The sequence below is a fragment of the Bacillus sp. FSL R10-2780 genome, from assembly GCF_038006125.1.
GTDB classification, from domain to species: domain Bacteria; phylum Bacillota; class Bacilli; order Bacillales; family Bacillaceae_G; genus Bacillus_A; species Bacillus_A cereus_U.
Map to the genome: position 1 here is coordinate 874,970 of NZ_JBBOUQ010000001.1, position 16,556 is coordinate 891,525.

A 16,556-nucleotide genomic window follows, 5' to 3' on the forward strand; every position below is an offset into this window, starting at 1 on the left:
GCAAAACGGAATAATTACGTTTTAGTTCGCGAACTTAGTATAATACATCTTTAATAAAGTTGCAATAAATAATAATCATTACGATTTGATTTTGTTCTAAAGTTGTCAAATATAGATGTATTATTTTTGTGAATGCATGCATATGTGACAACGCTGCTTTCATATATTTGAAAGGAGGGAGAAGAGGGGGATGAGTATTTGGGTTATTTAATGGAAGCTATCTTATTGATATTAGCGGTAGTATTGCCATTATCTTTTGTTCTCATTTTTTTAAGAAGGTTAATAAGTAATTTAGGGGATGCATCAACAATAACAAAATTGCCAATGGAAGAAAAAGAAAAGAAAAAAGAGTAAGTAAAGCACTATGCATACGCATAGTGCTTTACTTATGGTAATATAAAAAGAAGGAAACTCCTAAAAGTTGTATTTTGCTGAAGGAGAGAAAAGGAAACTAAGAGGTATATGCATATATGAATACACGAACAGCGTTAGTACTTGGTGCAAGTGGTTTAGTTGGGCAAGAGATAACGCGTCTATTACTTGAATCAGATTACTACGATTCGGTTACTATTTTTGTAAGAGAACCAATGCAATGGCAACATGAGAAGTTACAGCAGAAGCAAGTAGATTATTCTGTATTAGAGGAATATAAAGAGTTTTTTGCTGTAGATGATGTTTTTAGTTGTCTAGGAACAACAATAAAAAAAGCAAAAACAAAGGCGAATTTTAAAAAAGTAGATTATGAATATACGTTACGAGCAGCTTGTCTAGCTGAAAAACAAGGGGTGCAAAATTTCCTTGTTGTGTCTTCAATGGGAGCAAATCCTAAATCGTTTTTCTTTTATTCACAAGTAAAAGGGAAAATGGAAGAGGAATTGCAAAAGTTAGTGATCGGTGGTATTCACATTTTTAGGCCATCTTTATTAGTAGGCAATCGACAAGAATTTCGTTTCGGTGAACGAATGGCTGAAAAGTTATCTCGTATTATTCCTTTTATATTTAAAGGGGCTTTCAAAAAGTATAAACCCATTTCAGCTAAAGATGTGGCGAAAGGGATGTATATAACTGCGCTGCGAGAAGAATCAGGTATCTATACTTATAATTCAAATGAAATTAAAACGATAGAATAAACAAAACCGAGAAGAATATGTAATACTGAATCTAAAATAATTAAAGATATATAAGATATACTACACGACAACACATGTTGTTTAACAATGTAGTTTTAAGGTGTATCAACACTTTGCTTGATACACCTATTTTTTATGTTTTTATCACCCATTTATCACTACATTCAAACTCTTTATTACCACTTTTATTACTACATTCATTAAGTCAACAAATATGTTATGTCCTTTCTTTTAAAACTGCTTTCTTTACTTTAAGTACAATACTTCACAATTTTTTTACACCTAAATAAATTCAATCTCTTAAAAGTGTTATCCATGTAAAAAGATGGCACCTTATTAAAGAAAAGCGCCCTATAGTGGAATAACAAAATAGAGAAATAGAAACAACTTAGGTTATTTCCCTTCAAGTAGGGGTAGCGTCACATGCCCATCAACTTAAGATATGGATATGAAATAAAATCACGATGTTTATAAGAAAGATGCGATGCTATATCTTTTCAATTAAAGAATTCTAAATGTGTTTTGATCAAACTTTTTTATAAAAGTTGAACATCCAGTCACAAAGAAAGACTCTATTTTGATCAATCTTTTTTCAAAATGGAGTCTTTTTGTGTAACACAGAATGTGGATTTGTAAGAGGTTTTTAATCAAACTTTATAAACAGTATGTTTTTTATCTTAAATCAATTATATCCATAAATTTAAGAAAAATTCTGTTATAAGATGCATCAGTACAAGTTATTAAATTTATTATCGGATTTATGTCAGTTACAGTCATATATCTAGTAAGCAAATGATCATCTCTATAATAAGTAATCAATTTCTTCTCTTCAGAAAGAAATGGACATAATAACATGTTTTCAATACGTTCTTGTTCGTCTTGGGTTAATGTAGGGTGCTCCACTTTTGTCTGCTTTTTAACAATCTTACCAATACCGATGAATTTCTTCGGTATCGAAGCGAATGGAGTCCGCTTAACCATTCCTATTCTTTTTGGCATATTTGTATAGTTCATGCTGTATATCCCCCTAATTGCTATTAATAACTGTATCATTGTATCTAACTTTAGTTATATTAGGATTAATTATGTGATTGTAAAATAAATATTTAGAGGTTTTTGGCTTCTTATAAAATCAAACCAATTTAACTAAGCATGATTTATATATAATAGGAGAAATTACTGTGGAGTCCCTTTGTAGGTAAGTGTGTTGTTGCTGGTTCTGTTGATGCTGATTCTGTTGATGCAGGATTAGGATTTATAATTGATGTGGAGATAAGGGTTCTGGTGCAAAAACTTAAGGACAATTGCAATGAATCTATAAATCTTGGACATACTGTTACTATTACTTTAGAAAGGGTGCGTGATTGGTATGGAAAATGTATTCAAATGGAGGAATTATCAGCCTGATATTATTTTGTTAACGGTAAGATGGTACCTACGGTACAACCTCAGTTTTCGTGATTTGGTGGAAATGCTAGAAGAACGGGGTTTATCCATTTCTCATACAACGATTATACGTTGGGTACACCAGTATGGTCCTGAATTGGACAAACGAATCCGACGTCACCTCAAACAAACAAATGACTCTTGGAGAGTCGATGAAACATATATCAAAGTAAAAGGTCAATGGATGTACCTGTATCGTGCTGTTGATTCGAAAGGAAACACAATCGATTTTTGCCTAGGCAAAACAAGAGACCAGAAGACTGCAAAGCGCTTTTTCAAGAAAGCTTTGCGGTCTTTTCATGTTTCGCAGCCTCGTGTTATGACAGTCGATAAGAATCCAGCTTATCCTATAGCAATTGAACAGTTGAAAAAAGAGAAAAGCATACCTGATGGTATGCAACTTAGACAACAAAAATACTTGAATAACATAGTAGAACAAGATCATCGCTTTATAAAGAAGCGATGATCTTGTTCTATGCTAGGGTTCAAATGTTTTGACACAGCTACATCCATTCTTTCTGGAGTAGAAGCTATGCATATGATTAAAAAAGAACAGATTGATTTACGGGACCAGTCTGTTCAAAACCAGAAAAAATTCATCCATCAATTGTTTGGACTGGTAGCATAAGATACGATTCCGTTAGGAATATATGCGCTTTATTCTCTTTTATTTTATTTTTGCACCAGACCCCCCTAAGGTGCCTTCCTCCGACTTGAACCATCTTAATTTTAATAATATGTATTGGACTCCCATCCAAATATTATTTTACCATGTTAAGTTATATTGTTCATTGAGAAATATGGTTCAAATCTATATTTCTAATTTACTTGATTACACCACCAGAAACTCCGGACATTGCCATAATATTAATTATTTTATCTGATACGGTGGCTTCTTCTCCGCCTCCATAGTAGGCGTTTAATGCATCAATAAACCAATATCTATCTTCACGACAAACCTTACAGGAGAGCGTTTAGAAGGCGCATATGATGAACGAATTGTATCGCGTATTTTCAATAACTTTAAAGCGCTTGTTTTCAAAGATACAAAGGATTACAGAAGAAAGGCGCTATCATTCTAAGGGGGAATTAAGATGTGTGCATGTAACGGAACAGGAGTAATCAGAAACGATATGGGAACGGAAATATATCAATTTGGGCCATGTATTTGCGAGGCAGGGAATATTACACCTGAAGAATCGGATAGAAGACGTCATGCCGTTATGGCCGAACTAAGAGAAATTCATCAATTACAACTGGAGGAGGAATGGGATGCCGAGACTTGGGACGGATTTGGAAAAGGAGAATTACACAATCGCAGCACAGCAAAGGAAGTACATGAAGAAATCGCGTCGTAACATGTATGTAGCGTTAGAAGATTTGGACTTGTTATTCAATGAGAGTGAAGTGATTCGATTCCAAGAAATGTGGGAAGAAGATAAAAGTTTCATTGAAATTGCAGTAGAGATGGGAAGACATCAATTAGAAATCGCAGCATTAATCATGGACCGGGCGGATAAGAGCAAGATAAAATCTCGCCCAATGGGGTTAGGGGCATGAAACAACTAACACTTGAGGATGTTGATGTTGTGGGAAGTTTTGACTATGCAGCAAAAAGTACGTCAGAGAGGTTCTTGCAGCGTAATAGCGTTATGACGTACTCAATAGAGTTTTATGACAAAGATGAGAAGTGGAAGCTTCGTTGGATTGAGGCGGGGTCCGTGGGCGAAGCTATAGGAATGGCTAAAAAGAAATACGGAAAGATACAAATTATTACCACTTATATTTCGGATAGAACCTTAGAAGAGATAATGCATTTGGATTGGGAGGCATAGTGCTATGACGTGTGATACAAAGTTACGCGTGGTTATCGGATAGTGAAAGAGGCAATAACGGGTTTGGATCGACAGGAGTAAAGTAAGACCAATTTTGAATTTTATTCAGGATGGGAATTCAGTGCAACAAAAAGTAATGAATAAAAGAGAAAATCCCTGCGGGGACAGGGATTTTATAGGAGAGATATTATTGTCGTACGGTGTCGAAATTTGGCGTATTCGACGAATTAATATTATCACGAGTTTTCAAGTAATTGTGATGGTTGATGTGTCAAAAATGTGTACGACTTTCATATAAAAGCGTTATTTTATTGCTAAATGTATTTAAAAATTTTGAAGAGGCTTTCTAAAATATAGAAAGGGAATTTTTGTTTATATAAATTATGTTATTAGAAATTCCCCTTCATTTATCATTATGGGTATAGAAAATGGTAAGAACTTAAGGTATAGGACTTGTAAGTGGGAATCTTGCTGCAGAAAAACTAAGCATTGATGGAGTCGGTAAAGCTAAAATTCTACCTTTTATAGTAGCAAGAAATACTACTCTTACGGTATCACCTGGATGTAATCCATAGATAGTGGATATGCTGAAACTAGTAACATCGTCTTTTATATCTCGATAAACGGAAGTGTCATTGACAAATAAATCTAATATTCCCACAAAAGGCTGAATGAATACAGGTTCAAATGTCAAATTTGCATTAATTTGGTATAAACCTTCTTGTTTGGCTGTAAAAGTATTTATACCATCATATTCATTATTAAAATCAAAGAGTTCAGTTGTGAAATTTACAGTTTGAGAGGTAAAAGCAACAGTAAATTGTTCATCAGTTCCTATATTTGCCCTGAATGCAGATTCTATAGCTCCCGGTCCAGTCGGCCCAGTAGCACCGATAACTCCTCTGCGGCCAGTCGGTCCAGTCGGCCCAGTAGCACCGATAACTCCTCTGCGGCCAGTCGCTCCAGTCAATCCAGTAACACCGGTAACACCAGTAGGACCGGTATTGCCGGAAGGACCAGTAATTCCTATTCCGGAAGGTCCAGTAGGTCCAGTGTCGCCGGAAGGACCAGTAATTCCTATTCCGGAAGGTCCAGTAGGTCCAGTGTCGCCGAAAGGACCAGTAATTCCTATTCCGGAAGGTCCAGTAGGTCCAGTGTCGCCGGAAGGACCAGTAATTCCTATTCCGGAAGGACCAGTAGGTCCAGCGTCGCCGGAAGGACCAGTAATTCCTATTCCGGAAGGACCAGTAGGTCCAGCGTCGCCGGAAGGACCAGTAATTCCTATTCCAGACGATCCAGTAGGTCCAGTATCGTCGGTAGGACCAGTCGGCCCTGTTGAATCGATTGAATCTGGGTTTAGAGCAGCGGAAGACAGAAATTCATCCATTATATTTTCACCTCTGAAAAGATTTTAATATCAAATAATAAATATAGGGGGAGTGTAAAGTGAAGTGGGCAAGTGATTGTATTTTATAAATTTAACAAAATAGTTATTTTGTAAGAATCAAAAAAGAGCACCTCGTATAGGTGCCAGAATAAGAATTATTCAATGATCAAGATAATTACTTACCACCATTTTGATATATATGTTTTAAATAAAAAAATAGAACAAGATTCTTATTTTGTACATCAAGGTAGTCAGCACAATTAACTAACGGCTTGTTGAAAAAAGAAGCCCTGAGGAATTGTTACAGGACTTCATAAGGTTGAGTTATGTCATACTCACAAGGGATTTTAACATGAATGTTGTGGTAAATAAACTGGTAAATGTGTCCGATTGGTTTAGATCTATTATTTTAAACAAAAACGCTATTTGGTAGCTAGACTTAAAAGTAAAAAGAGCTCCGTCTACTGGTCGGAAGCTCTTTTATGAAAATCAGTGAGTTTCGTTCACTAATTGAATATATGTATAGATTATATGTATAGATTATTTTAGTGTGACTAGTACTATAAAAATTTCATTTTGTAGAAAAAAGTAAAAAGAGCACTATCAATTAGTGCCCTTTGTAAAAATAGCGTAAGTGGCCAGCTCACGTTATAAAGAGAGGTAGAATTTAATATATTCACCCCCTGCTTAAATGGTGAAAACAAAAGAACAGCTAGCAAAAGCTAACTGCTCGCCTCCAGAGGAATTGGAGAATGGGTTGTCTGCAGTATTGACGGAATATTGAGTTTTATTCAGGAGGTAGAGGGAAATGATTAATTTTAGACTGTTCCAACTTGATTTTGGTCTGCAACATCAGAATCGAATGTGTTTGTTGCACTAACACCGCTAAATGTATTGGCAACAAAAGCAACATTTGATGAACCTGAACCATTATAAGCTTTTGTATTTTCCTTTGGAGAAACGTTATAAAAATCACCTAAGTTGAAAGAACCGTTACTATTTTGTACAACCAGATTTCCAACAACAGATGGCATAGGTTTCACCTGCTTTTCTAAAAAGTATTTAAATTAGTATATGGTGTATGCGTCTAGAGGTTCATTTGAATCTGAAAATTTTGAAATGAATTTTGTTAGAAAACACAACAAAATAATCCTTTGAATAGAAAGCGAGGAATAAAAATGGGACAAGGTAACCGTGGAATGGCATTTGAAATGCTTACCAATCTAGCTAATGAAATGTATCAAAGAGGGGGAGTGGCACTTATAAACAAGCGTCCAACTCCTGTGAAGGTGTTAAAGAGTAAAGGTGGCCGTGTGCTAAATAGATTCTATGAAGCTAAAAGTACAGTAGACTATGACGGCGTGTCTGTTGCATTTGAAGCGAAGTCTACAGAGAGTGCTACACGCTTTGATTTAAAGAACATTGCACAGCACCAGTTAGACTACTTTGAAAAAGCAGAGAAGATGGGAGCAATTTGTTTCTTCCTTATTGAGTTTAGCAAGGACCAGTCAATATTCGCGGTATCACTATCAGTCATTCAATCTTATGTAAGGATATCGCAGCAACTAAAAGGTAAGAAGTCGATACCGAGAGCAGACTTTGATATTTATGGATACTTAGTAGATCAGACAGAACGAGCGCCAGTTGATTACTTACAATACATTGATGAAGCAGTATCTCCAGTTATGTTTGATAGAATGATTCAATTCGATCAGGACCATAAAAGGGTAACGAATAACATTGAAGCAGCAAAAGCGAAGATGGCCAACAAGAAACACAAATTATTAAAGGCCTAATGGATAATGGAACCATGCAGAGTGGATGGTGGGGGCTACTCGCTATGCATGTTTCCCTTATTCAACAAAGAGGTATTAAAATTTCACGTACCTGATGTGAATGTAAAAACCAAAATTTGAAATAAGGGGATTCCTTCATGGAGAGACAATTAACATTATTACCAGCAATCGATGACAAGAAAGTACAAAAGGAAGTAGTCAGCATCTTAAAGGAATACCGTGCATTAAAGATGCGATTCAATAATGAAGTGGAACAGGAAGGGATCAGTTTGTTTCCTGAGTTACGTGATTCAAGAGTGACGAGTAGGATGAAGGTGCAGCAAATAGAAAAGACATTAAACAATATCTTAGATGAAGATGAAAGAAACATCATTACTATGAAGTTCTTAGATAATAAACCAGTTAAAGATTCGTTCGTACAAAATGAACTGATGATGAAAAACTCATACTTTTACGAGAAGAAGAAGAGTGCCATTAAATTGATTGCTACTACATTAGGAATCATTTAAAAATGGTAGAGAAAATGTAGAGAAATAGCGTATTTTTTGGGGAGTTTTTGCAAATGAAATCAATGGTAAGCTATTCCTATAAACAGTTCTTTGAAAAGAGAATACGTTTTGGGGATAGCGTTCCCATTATAATAAAGTTACTCGGTGACGCGGAGGCTAGAGGGGATAAGAGCTTCCCGAAATTATTTGTATTTATCGATCAGCTCGGAATGCGTCCTCTGGGTTGATAATAAATATAAGTCTATTACTCTCTAGTATGTCGGTTCTTGAAAATGGAATGGGGGTGGTTGCTTATGATTGAGTGATACTTACATTAAATTTTAAGAACAATAATGTTTTACCAAGTACATCAGTAATTACTCACGATCTTTATTGATGTAGCGAGCAGAGAGCTTCCGCTTTTTGTTTGAGCTAACGTAGCGGAGCCTTCTCTCCGCCCCCTTGAAAATACGTTAGTCCAAACAAGGCGTCGGAAGAAACATATACGTCTTGGATATTATATAGATCCTTTAGATTTCGACATAGGCCAGCAAAGGTGAAAATGACATTAAGTAGCCGAAGTATTGAGCAAGCTCTACGGAGTGTAAACGAGAAGATTCTTAGTCTTCTCCCAGTCACCGAACACAGAGCGTGTAGCCATACTAGTTGATACGGCGGCTTGGAGAAGCCCGAGAGTATCTAGAATACCAGAGGCTTGAAGAGATATTTATTGCCATTTGTTATCTCTCTTCCCCTTTGAGGAGCTGTCACCTTTCGGTGATGGCTTTTTCTTTGTTATATAGAAATTACACATTAAACCAGTGAACATTCTAATCAGACAGGCATATAATGGATTCGTGGGACGAGTTATCATATGAGGTGAGACTTGGAGCACCATACTTATTTTTGAAGAGTATCTAATGGCAGGTACTCTTTTTTATTGCAGCTTTTGATAAGGACATGCATATATTGAATTGTGGGACAAGTTTTTCATGTCTCATTCAATACCCATAGGAAACTCCTTATCACATTAAGAGCACCCACGGCATGGGTGCTCTTTTAAATTTGAACAAAATGGACATTTGGATTAAAGGATATCTATATAAATAGGTAGAATCTAGTGATTTGGTTCACATTTTAATCCAAGGGGTACAAATTCGATGCGACGTGAAAGGATTTGTTGAAACAGTGGAAGGCGGATTTGCAAGCTGTTCAAGAAGAAAAGAGGCTGAAGAAGAAGGCTAAGAAAAACAACAAAAAATATAGCATTCCTGGTAATACAGCTGACTTCATGAATGGAAAGAATACTTATCGTAAAGAGAATGGGGTATGGAAGCAAAGAAATAAATAATGTGAGGATAAATGAGTTTGATTAAGTGTATAGCAATTATCGTAGGCGCTGCCGTGATTTGGGTGGCGTCTTGTTTGTTGTTAGGGAAAGATAAGGGATGAAATAGATTTGAAACTTAAAGATTAGATAATAATATTATTACTTTAAAATGCAGAAAGTAGCCTAGTAAACAAGCCGTTTTTGTTTTTTAGCATAGAATATGATGAATCCTAGAGTTAAGAGGAGGTAATTATATTTATGGAATGTAATTGTAATTTCAGACGTTCCCGAGATTGTGATAGATTTTGGGATGATTTAATGTTCTGCAGACGCAGAAATAGAGATTGTGATGACCGTCGTTGTAGACGTGACCACGACTGTGATTGTGATGAATGTCGTCGTAGACGTAATCATGATCATGACTGTGATTGTGATAAGCGTAAAGATTGGTAAAGTCCTTTGAATGAGTGCGTTTCTTCACAGCACTCTTTTTTTGTTTATGGGTTTCCTAAATTTATACTTATTAAATACGAAGAATGTAGTTGCAATTCGATTTAAGAACTAACAAAATAAACGAACTCAACGAACGGAAATAAATGTTCTCTTTACCTGTCTAAAAGTTGACCTTCTTGTACAATTTAAATTTATAGGGTAAAAACTTTGTAAACAGATAGTTGTTAATGTCTAAAATAAAATTATATAATTCTTAAAAGAATGAAACCAGATTTTGTGTTTACAATATGTCCAAAAACAGTTAAAGTCTATCGGCAATTAGGAGTCCCAGCTGCTCATTTGGACTTTGGCTTTGAAGAAACAGCACACTACAAATCTCCTAAATCCTCAGAATACAATTGTTCAATTGCAGTTGTTGCAAATGTATATCCTCATATTTTGGGAAAATACCCTGATCATTTTAGAAGTCATGCTCTTAATGCCCTAATTCGACCGCTTTTGGAAAAAATATTCGTATTGATTTTGGGGGGAATAAATGGGATGAAATGAATCGTTTTTTTGGCATGGATATACCAAAAGACTGGATTCATGGCCCTATGCACTATTTAGAGACATATAAGGTGTATAACTCGGCAGATATTATAATAGGGTTACAAAATTATCAAGAGCTAATTACCCAAAGAACGTATGAAATTTTAGGATCGGGTGGATTTCTTCTTACGCTAGATACTCCAGGTGTTAAGAAGATATTTAGGCCAGGGAAAGATTTAATTACGGTTTCATCATCAAAAGAAACACTTGAAGCAATACACTATTTTTCGAATCATCCAAAAAATAAAGCGAAAATTCAAGAACGGGGGCGAATAACAGTACAGGAGCATACTTATCAAGCTCGTGCTAAACAAATTATAGATACACTAATTGAGCATAATATATTAATAGAAAGAGAAAAAATAAGTAAGCAAACAGGGAAAATGATGTATGTTACTGATTTAGAAGAAGACTATGAAATGTATACAATTGAAAAAGGAGATACGTTACACGGGATTTCAAAGAAATTCGGTGTATCTATTGAATCTTTAAAAAAATTAAATCATTTAACATCTAATATGATAGTAGAAAACCAAAGATTAGCAATAAGAAAGAAGAATATCGAATGGAATTTTTAAATTGCATATAACGAACTTTAAGAATTCTTAAGATTTGACTTTTATAGATTTCACCCCAGACCATGGGCACTTTTAAAAAGCGTCTGTCTGGGGTTATATTTTATATACGCATTTCACTTCCTTTTATAAAGAACCTAATAAGATGGGATGGATGAGAAGCAAAAATTTGGTTCATCACCGTAACATGGGGTTGATATTTTGCAAATGAATCAATTTTAGCACACTCTAAGTGTCCACTCAGAATGGAGTGTACATCTATCCAAATGTTACCCTGTCTTTTGGTGATGAACTAAAAGTTTACATATTTTCTTTAGCATAGAATCCGTACAGTTGAATTTGTCTATATGACTTTTTCACTACAAGTATCCATAATAGTTGGAGAACCCCTGTTTCAACTGCTCTGTATTTAAATAAAGAGGATGCATACCATATATATCGTCCATATTCGGGATACTTAAAGGATTCCAATCAGGTTTGTCTAAGTTAGAGAAGAAAGGACAAATATCTAAAGAGGTGAAATGGATGCAAATCCTACTAATTCGTCATGGAAAATCTGAAGATGATTTTTTAGAAGAGGGTTATAAAGGATCTACTGATTTACAGTTAACAAAAAGGGGATTGGAACAAGTTGAAAAAATGTCTAGTTATATATCAAAGGAACTCTCTCCAGAACTTATTTGGTCGAGTACTCTATTGAGAGCAACTCAATCTACTGAAATTTTGAATAATGCTGTTAAATGCCCTGTAGAGTATCTAACTGAGTTATGTGAAATGCAGAATAGAGAGAGTAAACTAGACTTTAGATTACGTGCTGAGAACATCCTTGCAGCTGTTAGAGAAAGGGGGAAACAGTACAAACGAATTGCAATTGTTTCCCATGGAGGAGTGATTACAAAAATTATAGATAGCTTCCTTCGGTTACCGAAAGAACATGATGTGTGGTTCCATACTGACAACACAGGCATACATCTACTTGAATATAAGTCAAATTTCCGTATTATTAGGTTTAGTAACAATACCAATCATTTAAACTAAGACAAAAGTCAACTTCTGAAATCGGGAATTAAGTAACCTACTAATCATTTTTTTCATATTCATCATTGTAAAAAGATAAAAAGAGAACGATCGGAATGCCATTTGTATGGGCAACTGATTGCCATTCTACTCTGTTCTTCTACCATGTTTCAAATGCGGCAATTACTTCTTATGAAAAAGAAACGAGAACTGAGTGAATATAAGGCAATATATATGATTAAAGATTACTTTCTTCTTCTTTTCCAAGCTATACAGAAAGACACCCAAGAGCTATCAAAGATTCTAATTCGTCTGTTCAACCTCCTACAGCAAAACGAGCGAAAATCCCATCGGTATGAGAAGGAAACAGTCTTTGATATATTAGGTGTCGTTTACAATTGTATCATGTCTCATAATCAAGCGGCCTAATTCAAAAAATGAAACCCGATAAGTTTTATTTCACATACAAATCTTTAATTTCTCTACACATACCCTTTAAAAAAAGAAACAATCTCTACTATAATTGACATTGTATGAGCTTAAGTTGATAGCGATGTGTTTGTACACCACATCTATCAACTTAAGCATTTTTTCGTTTTGGGACACTTGTTTCTCTTATCTTAATAGTGATGTGGTGAGACCTATTAATTGTAATCATCATTTTGATAATTGTTATCTAATCTCAGCACGCTTCCATATGAACGATATTATGTTTTTACTTATACTGAGGCTCTTCCTGTTCAATTTGCTGAAGTCGAGGATTTAAAGATTCAATAATTTCTTGAGTTTGTTGTGCTGCACCTATATATAATTGTTTTGCTTGCTTGTTATCAGTATCAAGAACAAATCCTTCTAGGCATGCTTGAGCACTCTTTAATCCAGCAATAGTTTGTTTAAGTTTAGTGATTACTGTCATGTAATATTCCTCCTTGTAAATGTACTTCAAAACATAGAATGCCTCTTTTGTTATCATAGTACGATTTCAAATTTTAGGGTTATGCGAATGGAGAATTTTACAGTTAATCATTCAAAGAAGAATTTTTTAGCTAATAAATGCATGGAATAGCTTTGTCCCAATAACAAAAGAAAAAGAGTACATATTTAATATGTACTCTTGAAAAAGGAAGTCTATAAACGTGATGGAATATTATATGTTTGTCGCGTTTAAAAGTTCAAGGAAATCAATAAAATTGTTATTTAGTAATAAATAGAAAGAACACATGTATTCAGCTCATGTTAAAATATGTACTTTCATATGAAGGGTAAGAAGAAAAAATAATTATGAAGCAAATATCATACGCCCTAACTTTATTTGTTAAATATCAAAAAACTATAAGGATGTATTCATGTAAATATTGGTAATGGAGAGGCTGACCAACAAAATCCTTATTTAATATTGAAATGAAAAAACATGTACAAAAATTGTACATGTCTATATAAGACCTATGCCGTATCTCTGTAAATATATGTTTGTTTTATGAAAATGTTGAGTACCTTTGAAAAATAAAGAGTACTTTAAAAGGTACTCAACAACTAATACTGAGGTGACTATGATTATTATATGTACGTTTCCAATGAATGAGCATTTTATTAAAAACCTTTAATTCATTATATTAAAATGCTCAAATAAATATAGATTGAGATCACACCTTATACCTAATCATAGTGAAAGTGACGAGTTCACATTATACAGAAAGGTAATAATTATAGTTTTTCGAAACATGAGATTAGCGAATGGGTTCAGATAAAATTTAAAAAATATAAAAGAGATCTTAGTGGTCTGAAATCAAAAGCAAAATATTATCTTTAAAGAGAAAGTAACATCTTGATATGAAATTGTTTTTAAAAATCTTGATACAAAAAACATTACAAAAATAGTTATTCAAATAAAAATACATGCTGGTCTAGGTTACATATGTAAGTGATGAATCATAGAATGTGAGATGGGACTACTGCAAAATTAAGAAATACTTATTAAGGAGATATAAAATGAACAAATACTTTAATAAAAGAAAAATAAGTAGAAAAGATTTAGTGGAATATAAGCTCATTGGAGACGGAAAAGATGGAGAAGTATACCAATTAAGCCATGATAAATGCGTAAAAATATTTTTCCTGGAAGAAACTCAAAAAAAAGAGTTGAGAGCTCTAGTAATTGGGCAATCATCACCTATTATTCCAAGACTTTATGGATATGGAGAAAATTATATTATCATGGAGTATATACAAGGAATTTCACTTGCACGTCACTTGAAAAAAGAAAAACAAATTACAGAAGAACTAACTGAAAGGATATTAATAATGTTGGATGAATTAAAAAAGATTGGATTTACTAGGTGGGACACGGAAGTAAGACATGTGTTAATAAATGAAGAAGGTCAGTTAAAAGTCATTGACCATAAAAGAGCTTTTACTTCAAATAGTGAGGTTCCTACGAAGTTGTTAAAAGGGTTTAAGAAATTTGGACTATCACAAGATTTTCTGAACTATGTGAAAAATATACGTTCTTCTGTTTATGATAGATGGGCGGAACATCGATAAAAAACAGATTATCTTGTGTATAACGTTTTTATATTGAAACTTTCATTTGGCTTCTTAATTATTCCCTTGTAAAATTCATTATAAAAATGAATAAATATATATGTAAATCTTAATACAAGATTATTTTCTCTCTCTTTTTGCGGGCAGTACCCCCATCGTCATCAAGCTAATAAAGGCAAATACCCCCAAAATAAGAAAAATGGTATATAAGGTTCTATATTTCCTGTTGCAAGCAAAGTAAAAGAACCCTACACAAAGCCGGATTCTCTTACAAATGTATTCGTTTATAAAAGGCTTCACTAAAGGAATTGAGCCTGAACCACTCAATTCCTTTTTTATGTTATAACAAATGAATAAAAATTTTCAATAAAGGAAATTCCTTTTTGTCTTAAACTTAATTACAAATTGAAATTTTGAAGCAGAAGAATAACAGAACCACTCAAGGTGTTTTCTTAATCTCGCATTGCCCCTGCCTCTCGGGAAGTCATTGCCCCTTGTCCTTCACTTACATCTTTTTGGATTTCTTGCTTTACTTTGTTTGCATCAGTTCCAACAAAATCAGGTTTCAAAATAGAACCCGAATTTTCTTTAGCTTTGTTATGATTTAGCATACAAGTCCTCCTCAATTTCTTGTTTAACGATCTTATTATTTACAAAATTCATTTGGTATATCCCGAGTAGTTGAGCGAATTTTACGTAAAGTAAAAGGGATTTAAATTGTATAAGTGGTTTCTTATTTTAGGAATAGCCATTAGTCGGATTTTATAACTTTTCGCTTACATTTTTGATAACATTTTCAATAGATTGGCACATATAAACTGAAAAGCCCCTCCGGTACTTCTGAAGGGACACATTAATATATTCATTGTTATCAGCTATTTATAGTTCTATTTGGTGAGAGTCTCCCTGAATATACATACATATACTCAACAGTGACAACATAATACCCACAACGAAAGTCATAGGATTATCTTCTTTTTCCTTGTCAAAAGTAAAGAAAGTTACTATACAAAAAATAATTGTGAATATGGGCATGATTACAAATGCGTAACCGAATATAAATGAAACTCCACCCATAACCATCCCTATTAGTCCATATAGATTTTGGGTTGGAATTTTTTCTATAAGTTCCCTCTCATAATCAGATATGCCTTCATAATCATCTTCTTTCCATTTGTTCTTTAGTTTATTAAGGAAATTGATTGTTTTTTTGAAAAACTTCATTGTTTACACTCCTAGAGATTACATGAACGCTACGGTTTATTAAGTTTTCTCCTCTTTATTTTAACAGTAGGTACATTTGCTTTTTCTAAATAAAAACTATTCATTAGTCTAAACCATTACATAAGTAAAGTAGAAAAATAAGAATAGAAGATTGAAATTTTGTTTAAAACGTGGAAGTCATTTTTTGAAATTGATGAATGTAAAAATATTAAAAGAGAACGCCTAGAGTGTCATTTATATGGACAACTCATCGGCATTCTTCTCTGTTCTTCTACGATGTTTCAAATACGACAGTTTCTGCTTGAAAAGACAAAGCAGGAACTGAGTGAATACAAAGCGATTTATATGATTAAAGATTACTTTCCTTTACTGTTTCAAGCGATAGCCGCTGGCACAGAAGAACTTTTAAAAATTCTGCATCGTCTTTATCTGTTGCTCAAAAAGAATGGTCGTAAATGTCATCGGTATAAGAAGATGACCGTCTTTGATATTCTAGGGATTGTGTATAAAACGACGGTGAAGCATAGACAAGCTGCCTAGCGAAAAAATCACGTTTTAATAGGCTTCTTTAGCATGCCTACTTTTCTATCAATTGCTAGTTTTAAAACAAGGATCGTTTCATATCTAGTAATTTACTCGGTTAGCTTGATGGGCATGGGGTAGTACCCCACATCCATCAACTTAAGGATTTAGACTATTCTTAAACTTAAAAGCACGTTACTATTCTCTTATGTTAATGAGAA

Annotated in this window: 19 protein-coding genes and 4 pseudogenes; 17 read left to right on the forward strand and 6 right to left on the reverse strand. The window is 34.0% G+C overall.

All coding sequences use genetic code 11. The annotated features are described in order from the left end of the window. Positions 1-198: 198 nt before the first annotated feature. Complete coding sequence (locus tag NSQ47_RS04585; RefSeq protein ID WP_164881572.1) at positions 199-354, forward strand: hypothetical protein; 156 nt, start codon at positions 199-201, stop codon at positions 352-354. A 116-nt stretch (positions 355-470) separates the two neighbouring features. Then, positions 471-1,130 (forward strand): oxidoreductase, encoded by a 660-nt coding sequence (locus NSQ47_RS04590; RefSeq protein ID WP_128281325.1) that lies wholly within the window; start codon positions 471-473, stop codon positions 1,128-1,130. A gap of 672 nt (positions 1,131-1,802) precedes the next feature. Here the strand turns inward: NSQ47_RS04590 and NSQ47_RS04595 are convergent. Then, the gene (locus NSQ47_RS04595; protein WP_341036259.1) at positions 1,803-2,144 is read right to left on the reverse strand and encodes a YolD-like family protein; all 342 of its coding nucleotides are present in this window, start codon (positions 2,142-2,144) and stop codon (positions 1,803-1,805) included. A 349-nt stretch (positions 2,145-2,493) separates the two neighbouring features. On the opposite strand from NSQ47_RS04595, the pseudogene NSQ47_RS04600 reads away from it, so the two are divergent. From NSQ47_RS04600 to NSQ47_RS04620, 5 genes and pseudogenes are all read left to right on the forward strand, one after another. After that, positions 2,494-3,204, forward strand: a pseudogene (locus NSQ47_RS04600) (IS6 family transposase). Positions 3,205-3,517: 313 nt separating this feature from the next. Beyond that, positions 3,518-3,658, forward strand: a pseudogene (locus NSQ47_RS04605) (ATP-binding protein); the annotation flags it as partial. A gap of 12 nt (positions 3,659-3,670) precedes the next feature. Continuing rightward, a complete protein-coding gene (locus NSQ47_RS04610; RefSeq protein WP_078175166.1) occupies positions 3,671-3,934 on the forward strand; it encodes a hypothetical protein in 264 nt (87 codons plus the stop codon). Continuing rightward, on the forward strand, positions 3,849-4,136 hold the full coding sequence (locus tag NSQ47_RS04615; RefSeq protein ID WP_341036261.1) for a helix-turn-helix domain-containing protein: 288 nt from the start codon (positions 3,849-3,851) through the stop codon (positions 4,134-4,136). The genes NSQ47_RS04610 and NSQ47_RS04615 overlap by 86 nt, the downstream gene beginning before the upstream one ends. Further along, positions 4,133-4,411 carry a hypothetical protein gene (locus NSQ47_RS04620; RefSeq protein WP_341036262.1) on the forward strand — a complete coding sequence of 93 codons (279 nt, stop codon included), beginning with the start codon at positions 4,133-4,135 and terminating at the stop codon, positions 4,409-4,411. The genes NSQ47_RS04615 and NSQ47_RS04620 overlap by 4 nt, the downstream gene beginning before the upstream one ends. Positions 4,412-4,850: 439 nt before the next feature. On the opposite strand, the gene NSQ47_RS04625 is transcribed toward NSQ47_RS04620, so the two are convergent. Next, a complete protein-coding gene (locus tag NSQ47_RS04625) occupies positions 4,851-5,798 on the reverse strand; it encodes a hypothetical protein (RefSeq protein WP_341036264.1) in 948 nt (315 codons plus the stop codon). Between the two features lie 818 nt (positions 5,799-6,616). Further along, positions 6,617-6,832 (reverse strand): spore germination protein, encoded by a 216-nt coding sequence (locus tag NSQ47_RS04630; protein WP_002158195.1) that lies wholly within the window; start codon positions 6,830-6,832, stop codon positions 6,617-6,619. 144 nt (positions 6,833-6,976) lie between these two features. Here NSQ47_RS04630 and NSQ47_RS04635 point away from each other — a divergent pair, with 144 nt between their 5' ends. The 8 genes and pseudogenes from NSQ47_RS04635 to NSQ47_RS04670 all read left to right on the forward strand — a co-directional run. After that, positions 6,977-7,594: a Holliday junction resolvase RecU gene (locus tag NSQ47_RS04635; RefSeq protein ID WP_215581411.1), complete on the forward strand. Its 618-nt coding sequence runs from the start codon at positions 6,977-6,979 to the stop codon at positions 7,592-7,594. A 137-nt stretch (positions 7,595-7,731) separates the two neighbouring features. Next, positions 7,732-8,103, forward strand: coding sequence for an ArpU family phage packaging/lysis transcriptional regulator (locus NSQ47_RS04640; protein ID WP_002158191.1), 372 nt, complete (start codon positions 7,732-7,734; stop codon positions 8,101-8,103). A 53-nt stretch (positions 8,104-8,156) separates the two neighbouring features. After that, positions 8,157-8,330 carry a hypothetical protein gene (locus NSQ47_RS04645; RefSeq protein WP_002158190.1) on the forward strand — a complete coding sequence of 58 codons (174 nt, stop codon included), beginning with the start codon at positions 8,157-8,159 and terminating at the stop codon, positions 8,328-8,330. Positions 8,331-9,262: 932 nt separating this feature from the next. Beyond that, a complete protein-coding gene (locus NSQ47_RS04650) occupies positions 9,263-9,433 on the forward strand; it encodes a hypothetical protein (protein ID WP_176108048.1) in 171 nt (56 codons plus the stop codon). A 237-nt stretch (positions 9,434-9,670) separates the two neighbouring features. Next, entirely contained in the window at positions 9,671-9,865 is a 195-nt protein-coding gene (locus tag NSQ47_RS04655; protein WP_199661838.1) for a hypothetical protein, read from the forward strand. Between the two features lie 545 nt (positions 9,866-10,410). Then, positions 10,411-11,034, forward strand: a complete 624-nt coding sequence (locus NSQ47_RS04660; protein WP_341036268.1) for a glycosyltransferase family protein — start codon at positions 10,411-10,413, stop codon at positions 11,032-11,034. A gap of 522 nt (positions 11,035-11,556) precedes the next feature. Continuing rightward, on the forward strand, positions 11,557-12,069 hold the full coding sequence (locus NSQ47_RS04665; RefSeq protein WP_252198753.1) for a histidine phosphatase family protein: 513 nt from the start codon (positions 11,557-11,559) through the stop codon (positions 12,067-12,069). 48 nt (positions 12,070-12,117) lie between these two features. Further along, positions 12,118-12,477, forward strand: a pseudogene (locus tag NSQ47_RS04670) (IS4 family transposase); the annotation flags it as partial. Positions 12,478-12,763: 286 nt separating this feature from the next. Here NSQ47_RS04670 and NSQ47_RS04675 read toward each other — a convergent pair. Beyond that, positions 12,764-12,964 (reverse strand): DUF1657 domain-containing protein, encoded by a 201-nt coding sequence (locus NSQ47_RS04675; protein WP_070142656.1) that lies wholly within the window; start codon positions 12,962-12,964, stop codon positions 12,764-12,766. Positions 12,965-14,037: 1,073 nt separating this feature from the next. Between NSQ47_RS04675 and NSQ47_RS04680 the strand changes: the two genes are divergently transcribed. Continuing rightward, on the forward strand, positions 14,038-14,589 hold the full coding sequence (locus tag NSQ47_RS04680) for an AarF/UbiB family protein (protein ID WP_002158184.1): 552 nt from the start codon (positions 14,038-14,040) through the stop codon (positions 14,587-14,589). Between the two features lie 452 nt (positions 14,590-15,041). Here the strand turns inward: NSQ47_RS04680 and NSQ47_RS04685 are convergent, their stop codons facing one another. Both NSQ47_RS04685 and NSQ47_RS04690 read right to left on the reverse strand, forming a co-directional pair. Beyond that, positions 15,042-15,200, reverse strand: a complete 159-nt coding sequence (locus NSQ47_RS04685) for a hypothetical protein (RefSeq protein ID WP_002158183.1) — start codon at positions 15,198-15,200, stop codon at positions 15,042-15,044. Positions 15,201-15,468: 268 nt separating this feature from the next. After that, a complete protein-coding gene (locus NSQ47_RS04690) occupies positions 15,469-15,813 on the reverse strand; it encodes a DNA translocase FtsK 4TM domain-containing protein (RefSeq protein WP_002158180.1) in 345 nt (114 codons plus the stop codon). 147 nt (positions 15,814-15,960) lie between these two features. Here NSQ47_RS04690 and NSQ47_RS04695 point away from each other — a divergent pair. Beyond that, a pseudogene (locus tag NSQ47_RS04695) lies at positions 15,961-16,353 on the forward strand (IS4 family transposase); the annotation flags it as partial. Between the last annotated feature and the right edge of the window lie 203 nt (positions 16,354-16,556).